The organism is Melioribacter sulfuriphilus, assembly GCF_052656625.1.
In genome coordinates, this window is the sequence record NZ_JBQXXK010000003.1 from 167,374 (window position 1) to 187,813 (window position 20,440).

The window sequence follows — 20,440 nt, forward strand, 5'->3', positions numbered from 1 at the left end:
AATCCTTAATGGTTCTATATAGCAAAAAATTTTTTAAATTATAGTAAATCCACTTAACTTTTTATATTTTATTTAACAAAAAATCAATTTATCATACTGCCCTATGATGAACGAAGATTTAAATAATCTTCAAACCGAAATATACGAACATTTGTGGAATGGCAGATATCGTTTAGCGCTTACTGCTGCAGAAAAATTATATTCACTTCGACCGAACGACCCTGAAGCGATTATATCGTTGGCGTGGGCGTATCTCGAAAATGGAAATCCGACTAAAGCTCTCGAATATGCGAATTTAGCCGTTGAACTTGATAGCGACTCTTCCCGAATTCGCTTTCACAGGGCTTATCTCCTTTCGCGTATGTGTATTTATGAAGGCGCCCTTGCCGATATCAACAAATCGATTGAAAACGAAGTAAATTTATTAAAATGGACGCTGATTACAAAAATACGAGCTTTGGCAGGTTTAAAAAAATATCGAGAAGCTCTCAATTTATTAACTAGTTCTCCCTTATTGACAGTTGAAGGAAACGAAAAGCTAAATGACTTGAAATTGCTTCTTCAACAGGCTATTCAAATCTCCGAAATAAATAAAAATCTTGGTAAAAAAGATTCCGAAAGATTACTGGGACTTGCTACCGACGCTTTGAATAAAAAAGAATACTGGTTTGCGTTGTTAGTATCAGAAAAGTTACTCCAGTATTCCGAGTATTACCGCGACGAAACCGAGCTACTCAATATCGAATCGATGTTTTATCTTTTTCAATATCTCCCAGCTTATCGTAAAGCTGAAGAGGTTAAAGTAAAATTTGCTCAGAACAAAAAGTTTAATTTTATCTATAATTCCCTGCTAAAATTTAGAGAGATGGAAACTGATGAAGAAGATAAATCGATCAGTCGAACTAAAGAAAGCAAATTTATTTTGCCTGATTTATCGAAAACAGACGAAAAGCCTTCTCAATTTAAAAGTAGCACCCTCCTTTATCCCAATGAGCATATTAAGTTGATCTCAATAAAAATTTTCGATCCGGAACGTGAATCAAAGACCAGAGCACGCGAATACTACAAACAAATCGACAAAAATAGCAGCTGGATTAGCGTGGAAGTAATTTTTGACAATCCTGAATTCAATAAAAACGACCGCGAATATAATTGCAAAATTATATCATACATCGACGATATAGAAGTTGGCACTGCAAACTTTAAATTGAACGTTCCAAAAGAATGGGACTCGGTTATATTCACTCAAAACATTGGTTCTGAATTACCAGGATTCTGGAAGAAAGGTCAGGGCAAATTAGAGTTATACGTAAATGAATTTAAGGTTGGTGAAAAATATTTCGGCATAAACGAATTTCGCATAAAAGAAAAAGACGAAAAACACGAAGAAAAAAGAATTCTAAAAACCAGAGATTCCCAAAATTACACCAGACCTCCTGACGATAAATCCCTCGAGGAGTTGCTTGGTGAACTCGATTCTTTTATAGGACTGAAAACAATCAAACAAACTGTTCGCGACTTTGTAACATATCTTGAATTCATTAAGGAAAGAAAAAAGTACGGATTAAAATCAGAAGAAAAGATAGCTATTAATGCCATTTTTCTTGGAAATCCAGGTACAGGTAAAACTACAATTGCTCGTTTGATCGGTAATATTTTAAAAGCAATGGGTATACTACCCTCTGGCCATGTCGTTGAAGTCGATCGAGCAGCACTGGTAGGACAGTATATAGGTGAGACGGCTCAAAAGACAGAAAAAGTTATACAAGATGCACTGGGCGGCGTTCTTTTTATCGACGAAGCATATACTCTTAGCAAAAAAAGTAGTAGCACTCAGGATTTCGGACAGGAAGCGATCGATATTTTATTGAAAAGAATGGAAGACAAAAAAGGGGAATTTGTTGTTATCGCAGCAGGATATCCAGACGAAATGAATAATTTCCTCGAATCTAATCCCGGACTTAAATCGAGATTCACACATACTTTTATTTTTGAAGACTATACACCTGATGAACTTGTTGATATTTTCAAAAAATCTGCTAAATCTGAAGATTACAGACTTGACAAAGATGCTGAAGATTACCTTAAAAAAGAACTTATTAATCTTTACAGAAAGAGGGATAAATCGTTCGGCAATGCGCGACTTATTAAAAAAATTCTGGATGAATCAAAACTAAACTTAAGCAAAAGAATATTATCGTTACCCGATTCTGCTAGAAGCAAAGAAATATTGACCACTATAACAAAGAGCGACCTCGAAAATGTATTTAAACCGGTAGCAGGTAAAACATATAAAACACCTATTAATGAAGAGCTTTTAGCTGAAGCTCTTAATGAATTGGATAATCTTGTAGGACTTGCAGGTGTTAAGAAAGAAATAAATGAGCTGGTCAAACTTGCTCGTTTCTTCGCTGAGGAAGGTGAAAATTTAACCGAAAAATTTTCTGACCATTATCTGTTTTTAGGTAATCCCGGCACAGGTAAAACCACAGTTGCGCGTTTATTCAGTAAAATATTTTCAGCCCTCGGCATTTTGAGTAAAGGTCATCTGGTAGAAACGGATCGGCAGGGATTGGTAGCAGGTTATGTAGGACAAACTGCCGAAAAGACCAAAGCAGTTATCGATAAGTCCATCGGCGGAACTTTATTTATCGACGAAGCATACTCATTGACAAAAACGGGCGGAGGCAATTCCGATTTCGGTAGAGAAGCTATCGATATCCTTTTAAAAAGAATGGAAGACGACCGAGGCAAATTTATTGTGATTGCTGCCGGTTATACCGAGGAGATGAAACAATTTATCTACAGCAATCCCGGTCTCGAATCACGATTTACTAAATCAATTGTCTTTGAAGACTACACTCCTGATGAAATGATGGAAATCATTAAACGTGCTCTTTCGAATGAAAATAAAAAACTTGCTTCAGATGCCGAAGAAGCTCTTTTAAGTTATTTTAAAGAACTATATGTACATCGCGATAAAAAATTCGGCAACGCACGTATAGTTCGGAATCTACTCGAAAGATTAAAAAAGAAACTTTTACTAAGAATTGCAGACCTCGATTCGAAAGATCGCACGGAAGATATTATGAATACTATAATTCTGGAAGATATAAATGAAGTTACTGGAATTACATATAACGCCAGTGAATACAGAGTTAAAGGTGATCCCCTGAAACTTCAAGAATATATGGATGAACTCAATTCACTTGTTGGTCTCGAAAAAGTAAAAGAAGGGATACTGAAATTAATAAGCGGTTCAAAAATTGCACAACTTAAACGTGAAAAGGGTCTCCATGTTATTGAAAAAAATATGAATGCAATTTTTATCGGCAACGACGGAACGGGAAAAACCACAGTGGCAAAATTGCTCGGCAATATATTACGTGAACTCGGTATTCTTTCAAAAGGACACCTAATTAAAGTTGAACGAGCAGACCTTGTTAGAAATTTTCAGGATTCAACTCAATTGCGAGCTGAGGAATTAATTAAAGATTCACTCGGTGGTATATTAATGATTGATAATTTCTCGAAGCTCTTTACCGAAGATTTTGGCAAAGAAGCTTTCGATGCAATTCTTAAAGGAATAAATTTTCATAAGAATAAGTTCGTTGTAATATTGGCGGATAATTTTGACGATGCAACTTCTGTCATAGAGAAAAATCCCAATTTATCCGACTATTTTGCACAGGTGCTCTATTTCGAAGATTATACTCCACGACAACTTTTAACGATAGCATATTACATCGCAGATAAACATGGTTACTCGCTCGACGAGGGAGCACTTCAAATGTTGCTTGAAATTTTCAACGATCTTTATGAAAAACGAGACGTCAATTTTAGAAATGCTATGACAGCACGAAACGTTCTTTATTCAGCAATCAGCAATCAAGAGAACAGGATCGCATCTTTAATTAATCCATCCGACGACGACCTCAAAACCATCAGACTCGAAGACGTACAAAAAATCAGATTCTAATTTTTCACATAAATTGAGCGGGCAATTTTTTCCGCAATTGATAAAGATAATTTAACAGGAATTATTCTCCCGGCAGTAGCTAATATTTTATTAATTATACCATCAAGAACAGTCGGCTTTTTACCCAAAGATTTCATTGCAGTTCTTACAACTTCGTCGGCTCCTCTTTGAATAAATCCTCCACTGGAGCCGGCAACTTGATGAAACTCTGTTTTAGTAGAACCAGGATTTATAACAAGAATATCGATCCCCTCTTTTTTTAATTCGCTGTAGAGAGTCAATCCAAATGTCAAATCGAACGATTTTGTAGCCGAGTAAACTGACATATACGGTGTAGGTTGATAAGCTACCAGACTTCCTAAAAATATTATGGCGCCTCTTTTTTTCTTCAACATTTTATCAAGCGCAATGTGAGTCAAGTAAACAGGTGCAGTGCAATTCAAATTAATCATTTCTATATATGTACCAATATCGTTTTTCATAAAATTGCCCGCCTTTCCGAAACCAGCATTATTTATTAAAATACCGATATCCCGTACTTCAATTTCTTTTTTAACAATTTCTAAATTTTCAGGTACGCTCAGGTCTAGATCGAGTGTAATTATCTCCGTACCGTACTGATCTCTTAAATGTTTTGCGAGTTTTTCCTTACTTCTACGTGATATCAAAATTAAATTCATTTTTTCTTTTGCAAGATAAAATGCGAATTCTTTTCCTATTCCAGAAGAAGCACCTGTTACAATTGCCCATTTGCCGTATTTATCTGAGAGGTTCATATTTTATTGATATTTTTATATTTAAATTATATAATTAAAGTGAGATTTAGGAGATATTATGAAAATAATTAATATAAAAGAAATGGAAGATCGCCTGATTGAAATGGCAGGCGCATATAAAGTACACAAACAAATTCCAATTTCTTCGGCCGACGGCACACCAGCATATTCGATGCGTGTTTTTACACTTGAACCAAGCGGATATACTCCCTACCATAGCCACGATTATGAACAGTTGAATTATGTAATTGAAGGATACGGTGTTCTGGTGGATAAGGAAGGGCACGAGCACACATTAAAAGAGGGCGACTTTGCGCTGGTACTTCCAAATGAATACCACCAATACAAAAACATCTCAGAGAATACAAATTTTGTCTTCATTTGTGTAGTACCAAAACAATACGAGTAATCATATCATCTCACTAAGTAATTCTTTGCGTGGTCTGGGAATAACAACTTTATTGACGAGCAATCCTCTATCAGCTATTACCTTTGCACCTGCATCGACTGCACTCTGAACTGCGGCAACTTCGCCCGTTAAAGTACAAAATGCTTTTCCACCGAGTGCCATGGCAAGTCGAATTTCAATCAGTTTTACGCTTGCGGCTTTAACTGCTGCATCGGCTCCTTCAATTAAAGATGCAACTGAGAACGATTCAATAATTCCGAGTGCTTCAAGCATTTCAACATTAGAATGCCCGGCCAGTGCAGGGAAAATATCTTTATGAACATTCGGTATAACAAATGTATCAATTATTCCGAAAGATAATTGATTGACTGCGTTTTCTACAGCGGTTTCAACTTCTGCTACCTCTCCACCAATAAGTACCATATACTTTCCCGAGCAAATTGTGCGTGATAATATCAATTCTACGTTCGAAGTTTTTAGCATTATATCTGCAGCTTGCATCCCCGCTGCAATACTCGTCATTTCAACTAATCCCAGTGAGTTCATTATATTCCCTTTTCAATTATTATAAAATTATCTGTAATTTCTTTTATCACACCATCAATCGAAGCATGAATCTTTGCCCCAACTTTATCGGGTTCGATATCGGCAATCAGTTCACCTCTGGTTACTTCTTGGTTTAATTTAACTACTGGTCTAGCAGCCTGACCTGCATGTTGCTTAAGTAATAATTTTACACGTTTGGGAGTATATTTAATTTCTTCAAATGGTGTCGGTCTGTCATAATCTGTAAGTTGTAGTTTTTTCATTAACATTTTAAGAGGCACTCTTCTGCCTTCTTTCATAGGATGAACTTTGACTTCTTTTGTTTGATTATATCTGATGCCATTTTTTCTTAAATATTCTTTCCCCTGATTGCAAGCTTCACGAGGATAGAGATCTTCAGGGCAAGCGTAAAGCGAGCAGAGCCCGCACGAACAACACAGGTCGGCATATTGATTCCAAACACTTTCTCCTGTTGTTGTGAAAGCCAGAGAACGCATTACTTTATGAGGTTGAACGTCGTATCCCAGAAAATAACGGGGGCAGAATTCAGTGCAGTAACTACATTGATCGCAGGCAGATTTTCCGATTCTGTTCATATCGTGAATTGGGCGTTCCATCCTTTTTATCAAATAATGATTTTGGGGAAGTATAATTATTCCCGCTGTTGTTTTGGTTACCGGCTCATCTAAGTCAAATGTTAACTTTCCCATCAAAATTCCACTGACAAAAATACCGTAATCATCCAGCGTTGTTCCGCCAGCAAGTTCTATCAATTCTTTGAAACTCGTTCCTACCGGTACGAAAAAAGATTTCGGATTTTTTACAGCACCCGTTACAGAAAGGAATTTAAGTGTAACTGGAATATCTTCTACCGCATTTGATATGTTATATAGAGTTTCAACATTATTGACCAGACAGCCCACATCTAAAGGTAAGCCATGCGGAGGAATTAATCTGTTTGTTGCTGCATAAACGAGTTCGTATTCATCACCGGAAGGATAAAAATCGCCCAGGAGAGAAAGATTTATCGTTGGGTCTTTAATCGAATCGGCAATCGAGTCAATAGCTTTTTTATTTTTTTCTTTTATGCCAATAAAAGTTTTTTTTGCTTCGACATGTTTTGCAAGCTGCTCAATTCCTTCTATAATTTTTTCGGGGAAATGAACCATTAGTTCGTAATCTTTGTGAATTAACGGTTCGCATTCAGCACCGTTAGCCAATAAAAATTCTACTCTGGATCTTGCCTTTATGTGGGAAGGGAAACCTCCGCCACCAGCCCCAACCACTCCCGCGTTAAAAATTTTTTCTACTAAATCCATCATTCATTCCTTTTTATTACAACGATGGTTTTATCGTCCTGATACTTGCTTTCACCTGTAGAAAATTTTGTTACATCATCAAGAATTGCATAGGCTACATCTCTTGCAGTAAGATTCGAGTTCTTTTTGATTATACCTGATAGTCTCGATTCTCCATAAAATTCGTATTTATTGTTGGCTGCTTCCGTAACACCGTCTGTATAAATAACAAGCAGGTCATTTTTGTCGAAATTAATACTATCGGTTTCATATTTAGAATTGGGAGCTGGACCGAGCAGCGGACCTGTCGGAGATAATTTAATAAATGAATTCGTGCTCTTTTTGTAGAATAAAGGAGGATTATGCCCTGCATTGGAATAAAGACAAAGTCCTTTTTTGTCGACGGACAATTCGCAATAAAAGAGCGAGACGAATTTATCGTCGCTGAATATTTTATTGACAAGTTGATTTAGTCTGTACATCATCGGCGAAATTTTTACCTGAAAAGTGGAAGCCATTCGAACTGCACCGGAAATATACATTGCTTCGGCTGCAGCTGCAAGCCCCTTCGAAGCTGCGTCACCCACAACTATGCCAAGCCTCTCTTCGTCTTCACCAATTTTTAAATAATCATAGAAATCACCGGCTACTATTTCCGCGGGAATTGTAACTCCAAATATTTCATAAAAATGAAAATTGTATTGATGCTCCGGAAGAATACTCCTTTGTAACTCTTTTGCTTTGTCGATGTCTTTTATCAGATTTTTCCTGATTGCTGTAAGATATCTTTCACGTAATTTTGAAGTTAATACGGTGGCCAGCGCATTTAATGTGTCGCGTAATTCTACACCAATCTGTTCACTGTTAACAGCGAGCAGATATTCGTAATACTTTTTACCATTCACATTAATTTTCTTACCGACACCCGAAGCGGAATACCTAAAAATTCCTTTCGAAAGCAAAGTCATGTCGGTTTCATCTGCTAAGATTGTGCGTTCCTGTGCAATCTTTTCCAGAATCGGATTTTCTGCTATCGATAGCATATAATTTTCGGGGATCTTGGTCAAATTTCCGATTTGCAATACCAATTTATAAGCAGCCGACGAGGCATCGAGTTTCCAGAGTCTTCCGCCGTTTAAGTTAAATTGTTCTTTACTTACTATCTCTTCGAGAACATATTTAAGCAGTTCGGTATCTGTTTTAAAATTTCCCGAAGCAATTGTGTCAAAAGTCTTTATTAGTTTTTTCTGATCCATTATTCAGAATAAAAATTAATTACTTTAATAATTGCTTTTCGGCACACTTCATTAAATTCACTTGAACTGAACGACCTCATCAAACTGTTGAGTGTAGGCCTGTAGACTCCTTTTGAAACATAACCCCCACCCTCAAACACACCAATTTTGTTGGCGTAGATTGAATCGTTAGGTGTCGGAACAGGTGTATTTTCGTCGATTAATGATTTCCATTTGGAATCAAAATTTACAAGTGTCGTAATATTTGGTTCCCACGGCTCAATGGCAAGATTATAAAATTCATTATACGTTGTAGTGTCTGCATACTCGTCGGCAAGTCCTGCTAATCCGTGACCAAATTCATGTACAAAAATCAATTTAGACAATCGATTGTCGGAAGCTGTAACGTTATAAAAATTATAAATTGCCCCGCCGCCATATTTGCTCGTATTGACTAAAATAAATATCTGATCGTATGGAGCATTTGATGCAACGTCTCTTACACTGTAATAATCTTCAGTCATTAAATATCGCTCACTATCAAAGGTATAAAATCTGGAATTAACAAGAGTATTTTTCCAGATATTTTCTGCAGGAATATCAGTGCCGGTTTCTTCTGAAGGGGCTTCAATTCCCCAAATGTTGATTTTTTCTCTTGATTCAGAAAATGGTGAGAATTCAAAAAGATATTCGGCAAATCGATCACAATCATTATGAAATTTTTCCATTTCCTCTTTCGTGTAGCCTTCGGGGACGATCACTATATCAAGTTTTTTGTGATGATCTCCGCTATAATGGACTTTGAAAGCTTCATATTTTTTCGATTGCTCTTTAATTATAAAATAATTATTCGGATCGATTGTATAAGTAAATTTATTTACGAACTTACCATTTCGGTCCCTCTTATCGATTTCGATTCTAACCTTTGACTTAGGATATGGAAAGGTCACAGAGCACGTGAATGTTTTGACGACAGTATCGGCTTCGTCAGTGGTTTGCCATTCTTGAAACAAGGTTGAAAAGCCTCGTGAATAGATCAATTTGTTGGAGTGTAAATCATAAACTTTGAAGAAATAATTTCCATAAAAAAACGTATCAATTAAGTTGACGTCTGAACCACCCCAATACTTCTCTTCAATTAATCTGTTAATTGAAATTATCTCATTATTTTTATCGCCTGTTTCATAAAAATCAATTCGTAATGTTTTATCCAGAAAATATTTGTTGAATTCCACTTGAGGATATAGTGATACATAGAATACAAAAATGAAAAAAGTAATTTTTCTCATATTATTATTTAATTTTTCTGGAACCTGGTTTTACGAGAGGTATTTTATTTTCATTACAAAGTGGGCAATCCTCAGGAAGATAAGATTTAACCTCAAGTTGTAATGTACTGAATTGAGGTACACCAAAGTTAACTTGATTGTTACTCCTGTCTACTATAAAGCCAACTCCAGCTACGATGCCGCCTCCTTTTCTAACAATTTCCATTACCTCGAAAACAGAACCTCCGGTTGTAACCACGTCTTCGCATACCAGGTATCTCTTACCTGCTTCAATGTTGAAGCCTCTTCTGAGTGTGAGAGATTTCTCCTCGCGTTCGGCAAATATCGATTTCTTATTCAATTGCCTCGCAACTTCCTGCCCTACAACAATTCCGCCGATTGCCGGTGAAATTACGATATCGATTTCGTAATCTTTAAAAAAATCTGCAATCATTCCAGAGATTAATGAATTGTATTCTGGATATTGAAGTACAAGTGCGCATTGAAAATATTGATTGCTATGTCTACCAGAAGTCAATAAGAAATGACCTTCGAGGAGAGCTTCTGTTTTCAAAAAAATATCGAGAATTTCCTTTTTATCCATGAGATTGCAGTAGATTTATTGAATTTGCAAGTTTAAAGTCATTTTCAGTAATGCCGTTAACGCTGTGGGTTTGTAATGTCACTTCTACATTATTCCATCCGTATATTCTGATGTCGGGATGGTGGTCAATTTTTTCGGCTTCGATGGCAATCTTAACAACGAAAGCAACTGCATCTGAGAATGAATCGAGTTTGAAATTACGTATCAACTTATTATTATTAAAAGACCACCCTTCTATAGAGGGCAGTCTTTCGAAAATTGCTTTCTCGTCGAGTTTATTCATTAATAGTGTTTTCTTGTTCGCTGTTTTCTTCTTGTTTATCCGGATTTTTTATATCATCGTCTGCTTTGTCCTGAATTTCTTCATTTTCTTCAGATGATTTTTTTTCGGGTACAAAATAAAGTTCATCGGTATTCTTTTTATGTTTTACAATAATCTTATCGCCTTCTTTGAAATGGCCTAATAGTAATTCTTCTGCCAGCGGATCTTCGATATACTTTTGAATAGCTCGTTTCAAAGGTCTTGCACCGTATTTAGGATCGTACCCTTTTTCGGAAAGAAATTCAATTGCAGATTTGTGCAATTCGATATCCATCTTGTTTTCCTGGATATTTTTAACCAGGTCTTTCATTTCGATGTTGATAATTTGTTTGATGTCTTCTTTATCGAGACTTCTAAAGACAATGGTCTCATCAATCCTGTTTAGAAATTCGGGATTGAAGAGTTTCTTCATTGCATCTTCAACAGTATTTTTTAATTTGGTATAAGCATCGGTTTCTGAAACATCGCCAAAACCAAATCCGCCGGTAACTTTAATATCTTTCGTACCAACATTTGAAGTCATAATGATTATTGTATTTTTAAAGTCGACTCTTCGGCCGAGACTGTCGGTCAAGACTCCATCGTCAAGAACTTGCAAAAGAATATTAAAGACGTCAGGATGAGCTTTTTCAATTTCGTCGAAAAGTACAACGGAATACGGTTTCCTTCTGACGCGTTCGGTTAATTGACCGCCTTCTTCGTATCCAACATATCCAGGAGGAGCCCCGACCAATCTGGATACGGAGAATTTTTCCATATACTCGCTCATATCAATTCTTATAAGGGCATCTTCAGTATCGAAAAGGTAACGAGCAAGTTCTTTAGCTAATTCAGTTTTACCAACGCCTGTTGGTCCTAGGAAAATAAATGTACCGATCGGTCTATTAGCACTTTTAAGTCCTGCTCTGGTCCTGCGAATTGCTTTGGCAAGTTTTGAAACGGCTTCGTCCTGCCCTACAATTCTTTGTTTTAGAGCTTCTTCCATCTTAAGAAGTTTTACGCTTTCAGCTTGTGCAACTCTTGTAGTTGGAATGCCGGTCATCATCGATACAACAGTTGCAATATCTTCTTCCGTAACGTCGTAAATCATATCCTGAGTTTTAGCTTCCCATTCTCGTTTAGCAATTTCAAGGTCGGACTGCAACTGGCGTTCTTTATCTCGTAATCGAGCTGCCTCTTCGTAATCCTGCTGCTTGACCACTTGAATTTTCTGTAATTTTACTTTTTCAATTTCTTCTTCAAGTCGCAAAATTTCTTCGGAAACAGTGAAATTACCCATATGAACACGCGACCCTGCCTCGTCAATTACATCGATGGCTTTATCAGGTAAGTGTCTGTCTGTTATATAACGTTCACTGAGACGTACTGCAGCTTCGATAGCTTCGCGTGAATAACGTACGTGATGATGTTCTTCGTATTTGAATTTGATGTTTTCAAGAATTTCAATTGTCTCTTCAGGTGAAGGCGGATCGACCATAACTTTCTGGAATCTTCTGTCGAGAGCACCGTCGGTTTCAATATATTTCCTGTACTCGTCAAGAGTTGTAGCGCCGATGCATTGAATATCGCCGCGTGCCAGTGCAGGCTTGAACATATTCGAAGCATCAAGCGATCCGGAGGCACCACCTGCGCCAACTATCGTATGTAATTCGTCGATAAATAAAATTACGTCGTCGGCTTTTTCTAGTTCGTTCATTAAGGCTTTCATTCTTTCTTCGAACTGACCGCGGTATTTTGTACCGGCTACTAATCCAGCCAGATCGAGTGTAACAACGCGTTTGTCCTGGAGTATGCGAGGTACTTTTCTTTGAACGATACGAAGAGCTAATCCCTCGGCAATAGCTGTTTTTCCGACTCCTGGTTCGCCGATCAGAACCGGATTATTCTTTTTCCTTCTGCTCAATATCTGCGCAACTCGCTCAATTTCTTTTTCTCTACCGATAACCGGATCCAGCTTGTCTTCAAGAGCAAGTTTTGTTAAATCCCTGCCGAAATTGTCTAAAACAGGTGTCTTGGTCTTTTCAACTTTCTTTGCTGTAAAAGGTTGTGCAAATGAAGTAGGAGTTTTATGAGTTTCTTTGCTCGAAAGTATGTTATTCAATTCCGCTCTTACATTGTCGTAATTAACATTGAATTGATGCAAAATTTGTGTAGCAATATTGTCTTCGTCTCTCAGAAGTGAAAGAAGAATATGTTCTGTCCCAATTACGTCGGATTTATAAATCTTGGATTCAATCTGCGTAATTTTCAAAACTTTTTCGGCTTGCTTGGTAAGCGGAATATTGCCAATTGTCAGGGTACCACCCGATGTTCTTACTGTATCTTCGATTGCTTTTTTTAATTTAACCAGATCTACGCCAAGGTTTCTCAATATTTTAACAGCTACACCCTCTCCTTCACGAATAATGCCCAGAAGCAGGTGTTCCGTACCGATGTAATCATGACCCAGTCTAAGTGCTTCTTCTCGACTTAATCGAATTACTTCCTGTACCCTTTCAGAAAAATTTCCTTCCATAGATATCCTCTCTTTTTCTTTCAGTCTTAAACACTAAATCGTCTCAAATGGTTTCTTAAATATAAATATTGAAAATTCACTTAGCAAGGTAATACAAATTATTCTTTTTTAATTACGATTTCACCCAGCATGAATTGTAATAGTCGGATTGAATTTATATTTTGTAAGGGGATTAAAATAATTTGGAGTAAAAATGGAAGCTTTAACGGGGGTATCAATAATTATAATTATAGCGATTGTTCTTTTCCTTATGGTATTTTTCTATTTCGTTCCTATCGGACTTTACATAACTGCATATTTTTCGGGTGTTAAAGTAAAGATTTTCAGGGATTTGATTGGAATGCGATTAAGGAAAGTTTCTCCGCAGGTAATCATCAGGAACCTTATATCGGCTACAAAAGCGGGAATTGACCTCGATATATCACTTCTTGAAGCTCATTATTTAGCAGGTGGAAATGTTACTAAAGTTGTAAATGCACTGATTTCGGCAAACAAGGCAAATCTTGACCTCGGTTTTGAAAAAGCCGCTGCAATCGACCTGGCAGGAAGAGACGTTCTCGAAGCAGTGAAAATGTCGGTAAATCCGAAAGTAATTGAAACCCCTCTTGTAGCAGCAGTTGCCAAAGATGGAATTCAATTGAAGGCTATAGCCAGAATAACCGTAAGAACGAATCTCGAACGACTTGTAGGCGGAGCTGGCGAAGCTACAATTTTAGCACGTGTAGGAGAAGGGATAGTTTCTACTATCGGTTCCAGTAATTCTCACAAAGAAGTTCTGGAAAATCCCGATAGTATTTCGAAAGTAGTTCTTTCCAAAGGACTCGATGCAGGCACTGCATTTGAAATTTTGTCAATCGATATTGCCGATGTTGATGTTGGTACTAATATTGGCGCAATTTTACAGGCAGACCAGGCGGAAGCCGATTTGAAAGTTGCTCGCGCAAAAGCCGAAGAAAGACGTGCAGCTGCAGTTGCTCTTGAGCAGGAAATGACAGCCGAAGTTGCACGTATGCGTGCTAAGGTTGTCGAAGCAGAAGCAGAAATTCCAAAGGCAATAGCCGATGCTTTCAGAAAAGGCAATCTCGGCGTGCTTGACTATTACAACATAAAAAATATTCAAGCTGACACGGAAATGAGAGCTTCGATTGCCAAACCAGAAGAAAGCAAAGATAAAAATAAAGACCAATCATAATGGACAGCTTATTTGAAATATTGATTGTGCTTTTTCTCATTTATTCACTTGTCAGTTCGATATTTGCTGCAAGGAAAAAAGAGGAAAATTCAAGTACGGGAGGAGAAAGTTCTTCTTCCCCCGATTTATTTGAGGATTTATTTGGCACAAAAATGCCAAAGAAAACTCAAAATGAGAATACCTTTTCCTGGAATCCCGAAGAAGAGTTTATTAATATCAAAAAATCTGAAAGTACAATCCAGAAAGAAACTATAGCTAAATCTCCAGTAAAAAAATTAAGTAAACCATATCAGGAAAAAACTACTAAAACTAAGGCAGATTCAATTCGTAAAAAAATGAAGGATCCCAAAACAATACGAGAACTCATTTTGATATCCGAAATTCTGAATAAACCGAAAGCTTTCCGGAAATAATGGCTAAAAAATACATACTTAAGAGAATTAATAAACAGGATGTTACCGACGAATCCCGATTTAGTATTAATTACCGAGAAGAATTAAATCCTTCTCAATACGAAGCAGTTGCAGCTGTTGAAGGCAACTATCTTGTTATTGCAGGCGCCGGTAGCGGTAAAACCCGTACACTTGTCTATCGTGTGGCTCGACTTACAGAATTGGGCTATGATCCATCATCCATACTACTTTTGACCTTTACACGCAAAGCTGCAAAGGAGATGCTCGACAGAGCTGCTATGCTCCTCGATAATCGATGCTCGAAAGTAAACGGTGGCACCTTCCATTCTTTTGCAAATATTACACTTCGTAAATATGCTAAAGCAGTTAATCTGGACAACCAATTTACCATACTCGATCAGGGCGACAGCGAAGACGTAATAAATTTAATCAGAAGCGAACTCAATCCAACCAAAGACAAAAAGAGATTCCCGAATAAACAGACTATTTATAAAATTCTCAGTCTTTCTGTCAACACAGGCAAATCAATCGAAAAATTGATTGAAGAGGAATATCCTCATTTCCTCGAATATACCGATAAATTTATCGATATTAAAAAAGTCTACGATTCCTATAAAAGACAAAATAATCTCCTCGATTACGACGATTTATTGATTTATCTGAAAAACTTTTTGTTCGATTTAAGTCCCGCTGCAAAATCATTCCTCAATACAATTAAGTTCGTTATGGTTGACGAATACCAGGATACGAATCATTTACAGGCAGAGATAATAAAGGGACTCGGTCAGGTTAACGAAAATATTATGGTTGTTGGTGACGATTCTCAATCGATTTATTCATTTCGCGGTGCCACGTTCAAAAATATAATGGAATTTCCAAAACTGTTTAAAGATGTAAAAATTATCACACTTGAAGAAAACTATCGCAGCACACAGGAAATTCTCGACTTTTCAAATTACATCATAGAACATGCAATTGAAAAATATCCGAAACATCTTTACAGCAGAAAAAGTGGCGGTGAGTTACCCGGAATAATTTGTGCTGCAAATGAAAATATGCAATCTCGATTTATCATAGAAAAAATTCTTGAATTACGCGAAGAAAATGTACCATTAAATGATATGGCGGTTTTGTTCCGTTCTTCGTATCATTCATTCGACCTTGAAATTGAATTGAACAAAGCTAATATCCCATACGTAAAATTTGGTGGTATGAAGTTCATTGAAGCAGCTCACATTAAAGACCTGCTTGCATTTTTAAGGATTGCTTCTAATCCACTTGATTTCGTAAGCTGGTATCGAGTTCTCCTTCTACATGAAGGTATCGGTCCCAAAAAAGCAAGGGAAATAATGGATAAACTTGCAAAAGGAATTCTGACAATCAAAATTAATCCTGATAAAACTTTGAGCGCAAGCTATAATGACAAGATTTATAATCTTTTCAGTGTTTTGCACGAAATTCACACGAAAAATATTCTGCCAGCCGACAAAGCTGAAATAGCCATGAAATACTATCATAATTTATTTATCGAAAAATATGACGACTGGAACAAACGGAAAAAAGACCTGGATATATTCATAAATATTGCTGAGAACTACAGGAGTCTTGAAAGTTTTTTGACCGACATGGCGCTTGAGCCGCCTCAGGATTCAGTAGTCGATATTGAAGCAACGGATAAAGAAAAAGAAATTCTTACTTTATCAACCATCCATTCGGCCAAGGGACTTGAATGGCATACAGTCTTTATAATTCACGCAGCAGATGGATTTTTCCCATCAACGCAGTCGTTCGACAAGCTCGAATCTCTGGAAGAAGAACGAAGGCTGATGTATGTGGCTTCAACACGTGCCAAACAAAATTTATTTGTTTGTTATCCTATGAATATATTCGATCGATTTCAAGGAATAACATTTGCAAAGCCTTCCAGATTTATCGACGGTGTGGGAGAAAATCTTGCCGTTCAATGGCTGATAGAAGAGGAATAATTTTTTTTGGTTTAGTTAGTCTGATTCAATTATTTTTCGTATAAAAATTGGTTATCATGTTGAATAAAAATGAATTAATCTCAAGGGCAGTTGAAGCAGCGCAAAAAGCTTATGCCCCCTATTCTAATTTTCATGTAGGTGCTGCATTAATTACAAAAAGCGGGAGAATTTACCTGGGTGCTAATATCGAGAATTCATCATATGGATTGACAATATGTGCCGAAAGAACGGCAGCATTTAATGCAGTGCTCGACGGTCAAAAAGAATTTGACGCAATTGCTATTGTTAGTGATTCTGGAAATTTTACCCCGCCTTGCGGTGCTTGTCGACAGGTGCTTTCCGAATTATGTGGCAAAGACCTGCTAGTTATTATGAGCAATAAAAAAGGCGAAGTTAAAGAAATGACCCTTGAAGAATTACTTCCTTTCTCATTCGATAAAGAAAATTTGATATAATATGGAACCAGTAACGCATTTTCATCCATTGGGCACTGGCTGGATTGAAGTAATTGCAGGCTGTATGTTCAGCGGCAAAACTGAAGAATTAATACGTAGGTTAAAAAGAGCAATCATTGCCAGGCAGAAGGTTAAAATTTTCAAGCCCAAAATCGACACCCGTTATTCCAGTACAGAAATAGTTTCTCATAACGAACAGTCGCTTCCCTCAATTTTAGTTAACAATGCAGAAGAAATTCTGGAATATGTGGAAGATGCTCAGGTCATAGGAATTGACGAAGCTCAATTCTTTGATTTGAAACTGGTCGATGTTTGCAATAAACTCGCCGACGAAGGCAAAAGAGTAATTGTTGCCGGACTCGATCAGGATTACAGGGGAGTTCCGTTCGAACCAATTCCGCAATTGCTTGCAACAGCTGAATTTATTACAAAAACTTTAGCAATATGTGTTGTCTGTGGAAATATTGCAGACAGGACTCAAAGAAAGATTTCTTCAACCGAAAGAGTACTCGTTGGAGCTTCGGATAGTTATGAAGCTCGATGTCGTAAATGTCACTATATACCGGATTAAAGATGGATCTGATTTCACTTTTCAGGGGAATTACAGGCATATTTTTATTAATCGGAATTGCATTCCTGATTTCAAACAACAAATCGCGTGTAAACTGGCGATTAGTTATTTCGGGTTTATTAATCCAGATCATATTTGCAATTTTGATTCTTAAAGGAGAAATACTTGGTACCTATTTCTCACCACTCGGCTGGCCAAAAGAATTTTTCAGATTTGTCAGCAGTTTTTTTGTACTGATTCTTAACTTCACTACCGAAGGCGCAAAATTCGTGTTCGGTAATCTCGGATTAGGTCCCGGCAACGATGAAAGTATGGGTGTATTCTTTGCTTTTCAGGTATTACCTACAATTATTTTCTTCGCCAGTTTAATGTCGGTGCTTTATTATCTTGGCATAATGCAAAAGATTGTCGAAGGGATGGCATGGGTAATGGCAAAGGTTATGGGAACAAGCGGAGCCGAATCATTATCCTGCACTGCTAATATTTTTGTTGGTCAAACAGAAGCGCCCCTGATGATAAAACCCTATTTGAAAGGAATGACCAAGAGCGAACTTTTGACAATTATGGTCGGCGGCATGGCTACAATTGCAGGCGGAGTAATGGCAGCATATATCCAGATCTTAGGGATGGCTTTTTCAAAAACACACAATATTCCTCTTGAAGAAGCACAATTGATTTTTGCAACGCATTTATTGGGAGCCAGCGTAATGGCAGCACCGGCTGCATTGTTGATTTCAAAAATAATTTTCCCTGAAACCGGCGAACCAGAAACAAAAGGTAAAGTGAAAGTTAAAGTCGAAAAATCTGCTTCGAATCTAATTGAAGCTGCGGCAGCAGGAGCTTCCGAAGGAATGACCCTGGCTTTGAATGTAGCCGCTATGTTAATTGCTTTTATTGCCTTGATAGCAATGATTAATTATTTCCTCGCCTGGCTGGGGGACTTTTCGGGAATCAATTCGTTTCTTTATAATAAATTCGAAGCAAAATTAAGTCTACAATTTATATTTGGCTCTCTTTTGCAGTTTCTGGCATACGGCATTGGAGTACCCTGGGAAAGCGCATTCCATTTTGGAAGTTTAATTGGAACTAAAATCGTCCTGAACGAGTTCGTTGCATATCTCGATATGAGCACGCTAATTCAATCGAACATATTTACAAACGAAAAGGCAATGTTCATGGCAACATACGCATTATGCGGCTTTGCAAACTTCAGTTCGATTGCTATTCAAATCGGAGGAATTTCACCTCTGGCTCCTTCACGTAGAAGTGATCTTGCTGAACTCGGACTTAAAGCTGTAATTGGTGGCACTCTGGCTAATTTATTAACAGCTACTCTTGCAGGAATTTTAATCTGATGTTAAACCTGAAAGATAAATACAAAAAGATTGTTGAAAGTATTAATAGTCAAATGCCGTTCACACCTGAAATTTGCATCGTTCTTGGCAGTGGTCTGGGCAGCTTTGCAGATAATATTAAAAATAAATTTACAATTCCTACAAAAGATCTCCCTGGTTATCCATCATCAACCGTTGAAGGCCACAAAGGATATCTTCATTTTATGGAGATCCATAATAAAAAGATTTTAGTGGTCCAGGGCAGGCTCCATTTTTACGAAGGCTACAGATTATCGGACTGTCTTCTTCCCGTTCATATTGCTTCACAAATTGGTGCAAAGAAAATAATATTGACCAATGCTGCCGGCGGAGTTAACAAAAACTTTGTACCCGGGGATTTGATGCTTGCTTCTTCTTTCATCTCATTTAATATAAAAAAAGAGATGGCAGAAGTTATGGGTGCCGGCAATTTTGATAGCCGAAATCGCAGTTTCCCTTCCGAATATCTTAATGAAATTATTAAAAAAGCAGCTGCTGAAGAAATGATTTTTCTCAAAGAAGGAGTTTATTGGTTCAATAAGGGTCCTTCATACGAAACTCCAGCAGAAATTAACATGCTTTTGAAGATCAATTGTGATGCTGTTGGAATGTCAACCGTTCATGAAGCTTTTTACGCCCATTTGATGGGCATGGAAACTTCATCAATCTCATGCATTACAAATATGGCGGCGGGTATTTCTCAGAATAAACTGTCGCACCAGGAGGTAATCGATACTGCAGAACTGGTTAGAGAAAAATTTGAACGTCTTGTAAAAAAAACTATCGAATTGCTGTAGCCAGAACGGCAGCTGCACTGATTATTGCAGTTTCACTTCTCAATCTATTTTCTGTCAGTCTCAAAATTATCGTATTTCCCAGTCTATCTATTTCTCTCTTTTCAAAGCCACCTTCCGGACCGAATACGAAAGAATAATTTCGATTTAGATCAAAATTATTATTTATAAAATCCTCAAGTGGAATGTTTCCTTTCTGATCAAAAACAACGATTTCTCCGTGAATAATTATTTCGTTTAAACTTTCGAAATAGTTAATAATCGGTTTCCAGCATCTCAAGGATTGTTTCATGGCAGCAAGGGCAATCTTGTTCCATCTCGTTAGTTTTTCTCCTCGCGCGACAGTTCTTTCTGATTCAAAAATTATGAAATTGGTAATACCGAGCTCGATCGATTTCTCAAGTGCAAATTCGAATCTTTCCGAATTTCTGAGACGTGGGATACAAAAGGTTATATTTTTTAGGATGTTTGGATAAGAATATTTTTGTTTTATATCCACACTGACTTCTCTCTTGGAGATATTGCTGATTGTTGTCAGGTAAATATTTCCATTCCCGTCCGTAACGAAAATTTCGTCTCCGATTTTGTGACGCATAACGTTTATAAGATGATGCGATTCATCGGAAGTTAAAATAAGAGAGTTGTCGGTCTCGACAATTTCGGAATAATAGAGCTCTACATCGGTTAGATAAGAATCTTTCAATT

The 20,440-nt window shown here is 37.2% G+C and carries 18 protein-coding genes; 9 read left to right on the forward strand and 9 right to left on the reverse strand.

Features of this window, described 5'->3' with window-relative positions:
• Positions 1–103 precede the first annotated feature (103 nt).
• Positions 104–3,979 carry an AAA family ATPase gene (locus ACUN8G_RS04510; RefSeq protein ID WP_437345935.1) on the forward strand — a complete coding sequence of 1,292 codons (3,876 nt, stop codon included), beginning with the start codon at positions 104–106 and terminating at the stop codon, positions 3,977–3,979.
• On the opposite strand, the gene ACUN8G_RS04515 is transcribed toward ACUN8G_RS04510, so the two are convergent.
• The gene (locus ACUN8G_RS04515; RefSeq protein ID WP_437345936.1) at positions 3,976–4,755 is read right to left on the reverse strand and encodes an SDR family NAD(P)-dependent oxidoreductase; all 780 of its coding nucleotides are present in this window, start codon (positions 4,753–4,755) and stop codon (positions 3,976–3,978) included. The genes ACUN8G_RS04510 and ACUN8G_RS04515 overlap by 4 nt on opposite strands.
• A 58-nt stretch (positions 4,756–4,813) precedes the next feature.
• Here ACUN8G_RS04515 and ACUN8G_RS04520 point away from each other — a divergent pair, with 58 nt between their 5' ends.
• Entirely contained in the window at positions 4,814–5,164 is a 351-nt protein-coding gene (locus ACUN8G_RS04520) for a cupin domain-containing protein (RefSeq protein WP_437345937.1), read from the forward strand.
• On the opposite strand, the gene ACUN8G_RS04525 is transcribed toward ACUN8G_RS04520, so the two are convergent.
• Genes ACUN8G_RS04525 through ACUN8G_RS04555 form a run of 7 tightly spaced genes read right to left on the reverse strand, consistent with a single transcriptional unit; the run spans position 5,165 to position 12,952 of the window.
• On the reverse strand, positions 5,165–5,710 hold the full coding sequence (locus tag ACUN8G_RS04525; protein WP_437345938.1) for a BMC domain-containing protein: 546 nt from the start codon (positions 5,708–5,710) through the stop codon (positions 5,165–5,167).
• The gene (locus ACUN8G_RS04530; protein WP_437345939.1) at positions 5,710–7,032 is read right to left on the reverse strand and encodes a 4Fe-4S dicluster domain-containing protein; all 1,323 of its coding nucleotides are present in this window, start codon (positions 7,030–7,032) and stop codon (positions 5,710–5,712) included. The genes ACUN8G_RS04525 and ACUN8G_RS04530 overlap by 1 nt, the downstream gene beginning before the upstream one ends.
• Complete coding sequence (locus ACUN8G_RS04535; protein WP_437345940.1) at positions 7,029–8,264, reverse strand: PP2C family protein-serine/threonine phosphatase; 1,236 nt, start codon at positions 8,262–8,264, stop codon at positions 7,029–7,031. Before ACUN8G_RS04535 ends, ACUN8G_RS04530 begins: the two co-directional genes overlap by 4 nt.
• On the reverse strand, positions 8,264–9,532 hold the full coding sequence (locus ACUN8G_RS04540) for a M64 family metallopeptidase (RefSeq protein WP_437345941.1): 1,269 nt from the start codon (positions 9,530–9,532) through the stop codon (positions 8,264–8,266). Before ACUN8G_RS04540 ends, ACUN8G_RS04535 begins: the two co-directional genes overlap by 1 nt.
• A 4-nt stretch (positions 9,533–9,536) precedes the next feature.
• Positions 9,537–10,115, reverse strand: a complete 579-nt coding sequence (pyrE, locus tag ACUN8G_RS04545) for an orotate phosphoribosyltransferase (RefSeq protein WP_437345942.1) — start codon at positions 10,113–10,115, stop codon at positions 9,537–9,539.
• Positions 10,108–10,398 carry a 4a-hydroxytetrahydrobiopterin dehydratase gene (locus ACUN8G_RS04550; RefSeq protein ID WP_437345943.1) on the reverse strand — a complete coding sequence of 97 codons (291 nt, stop codon included), beginning with the start codon at positions 10,396–10,398 and terminating at the stop codon, positions 10,108–10,110. Before ACUN8G_RS04550 ends, pyrE begins: the two co-directional genes overlap by 8 nt.
• Entirely contained in the window at positions 10,391–12,952 is a 2,562-nt protein-coding gene (locus ACUN8G_RS04555) for an ATP-dependent Clp protease ATP-binding subunit (RefSeq protein ID WP_437345944.1), read from the reverse strand. Before ACUN8G_RS04555 ends, ACUN8G_RS04550 begins: the two co-directional genes overlap by 8 nt.
• A 193-nt stretch (positions 12,953–13,145) precedes the next feature.
• On the opposite strand from ACUN8G_RS04555, the gene floA reads away from it, so the two are divergent.
• From floA to ACUN8G_RS04590, 7 genes are read left to right on the forward strand one after another with little or no spacing between them, the layout of a single operon-like run.
• Complete coding sequence (gene floA, locus ACUN8G_RS04560; protein ID WP_437345945.1) at positions 13,146–14,144, forward strand: flotillin-like protein FloA; 999 nt, start codon at positions 13,146–13,148, stop codon at positions 14,142–14,144.
• Positions 14,144–14,557 (forward strand): hypothetical protein, encoded by a 414-nt coding sequence (locus ACUN8G_RS04565; protein WP_437345946.1) that lies wholly within the window; start codon positions 14,144–14,146, stop codon positions 14,555–14,557. The genes floA and ACUN8G_RS04565 overlap by 1 nt, the downstream gene beginning before the upstream one ends.
• Positions 14,557–16,542, forward strand: coding sequence for an ATP-dependent helicase (locus ACUN8G_RS04570; RefSeq protein ID WP_437345947.1), 1,986 nt, complete (start codon positions 14,557–14,559; stop codon positions 16,540–16,542). The genes ACUN8G_RS04565 and ACUN8G_RS04570 overlap by 1 nt, the downstream gene beginning before the upstream one ends.
• Before the next feature lie 59 nt (positions 16,543–16,601).
• The gene (gene cdd / locus ACUN8G_RS04575) at positions 16,602–16,997 is read left to right on the forward strand and encodes a cytidine deaminase (protein WP_437346146.1); all 396 of its coding nucleotides are present in this window, start codon (positions 16,602–16,604) and stop codon (positions 16,995–16,997) included.
• Position 16,998: 1 nt separating this feature from the next.
• Positions 16,999–17,568: a thymidine kinase gene (locus ACUN8G_RS04580; protein WP_437345948.1), complete on the forward strand. Its 570-nt coding sequence runs from the start codon at positions 16,999–17,001 to the stop codon at positions 17,566–17,568.
• Between the two features lie 2 nt (positions 17,569–17,570).
• A complete protein-coding gene (locus ACUN8G_RS04585) occupies positions 17,571–18,923 on the forward strand; it encodes a NupC/NupG family nucleoside CNT transporter (protein WP_437346147.1) in 1,353 nt (450 codons plus the stop codon).
• Positions 18,923–19,738, forward strand: a complete 816-nt coding sequence (locus ACUN8G_RS04590) for a purine-nucleoside phosphorylase (protein WP_437345949.1) — start codon at positions 18,923–18,925, stop codon at positions 19,736–19,738. Before ACUN8G_RS04585 ends, ACUN8G_RS04590 begins: the two co-directional genes overlap by 1 nt.
• Here ACUN8G_RS04590 and ACUN8G_RS04595 read toward each other — a convergent pair.
• Entirely contained in the window at positions 19,722–20,438 is a 717-nt protein-coding gene (locus ACUN8G_RS04595; protein WP_437345950.1) for an RsmE family RNA methyltransferase, read from the reverse strand. The genes ACUN8G_RS04590 and ACUN8G_RS04595 overlap by 17 nt on opposite strands.
• Positions 20,439–20,440 lie beyond the last annotated feature (2 nt).

Bases quoted from the DNA above. Each gene is read 5' to 3' on its own strand.
- ACUN8G_RS04555 (WP_437345944.1), bottom strand. From the start codon at position 12,952: ATGGAAGGAAATTTTTCTGAAAGGGTACAGGAAGTAATTCGATTAAGT.
- ACUN8G_RS04570 (WP_437345947.1), top strand. From the start codon at position 14,557: ATGGCTAAAAAATACATACTTAAGAGAATTAATAAACAGGATGTTACC.
- ACUN8G_RS04515 (WP_437345936.1), bottom strand. From the start codon at position 4,755: ATGAACCTCTCAGATAAATACGGCAAATGGGCAATTGTAACAGGTGCT.
- pyrE (WP_437345942.1), bottom strand. From the start codon at position 10,115: ATGGATAAAAAGGAAATTCTCGATATTTTTTTGAAAACAGAAGCTCTC.
- ACUN8G_RS04585 (WP_437346147.1), top strand. From the start codon at position 17,571: ATGGATCTGATTTCACTTTTCAGGGGAATTACAGGCATATTTTTATTA.
- ACUN8G_RS04530 (WP_437345939.1), bottom strand. From the start codon at position 7,032: ATGATGGATTTAGTAGAAAAAATTTTTAACGCGGGAGTGGTTGGGGCT.
- ACUN8G_RS04590 (WP_437345949.1), top strand. From the start codon at position 18,923: ATGTTAAACCTGAAAGATAAATACAAAAAGATTGTTGAAAGTATTAAT.
- ACUN8G_RS04520 (WP_437345937.1), top strand. From the start codon at position 4,814: ATGAAAATAATTAATATAAAAGAAATGGAAGATCGCCTGATTGAAATG.
- ACUN8G_RS04565 (WP_437345946.1), top strand. From the start codon at position 14,144: ATGGACAGCTTATTTGAAATATTGATTGTGCTTTTTCTCATTTATTCA.
- ACUN8G_RS04525 (WP_437345938.1), bottom strand. From the start codon at position 5,710: ATGAACTCACTGGGATTAGTTGAAATGACGAGTATTGCAGCGGGGATG.
- ACUN8G_RS04580 (WP_437345948.1), top strand. From the start codon at position 16,999: ATGGAACCAGTAACGCATTTTCATCCATTGGGCACTGGCTGGATTGAA.
- ACUN8G_RS04550 (WP_437345943.1), bottom strand. From the start codon at position 10,398: ATGAATAAACTCGACGAGAAAGCAATTTTCGAAAGACTGCCCTCTATA.
- ACUN8G_RS04540 (WP_437345941.1), bottom strand. From the start codon at position 9,532: ATGAGAAAAATTACTTTTTTCATTTTTGTATTCTATGTATCACTATAT.
- ACUN8G_RS04510 (WP_437345935.1), top strand. From the start codon at position 104: ATGATGAACGAAGATTTAAATAATCTTCAAACCGAAATATACGAACAT.
- ACUN8G_RS04535 (WP_437345940.1), bottom strand. From the start codon at position 8,264: ATGGATCAGAAAAAACTAATAAAGACTTTTGACACAATTGCTTCGGGA.
- floA (WP_437345945.1), top strand. From the start codon at position 13,146: ATGGAAGCTTTAACGGGGGTATCAATAATTATAATTATAGCGATTGTT.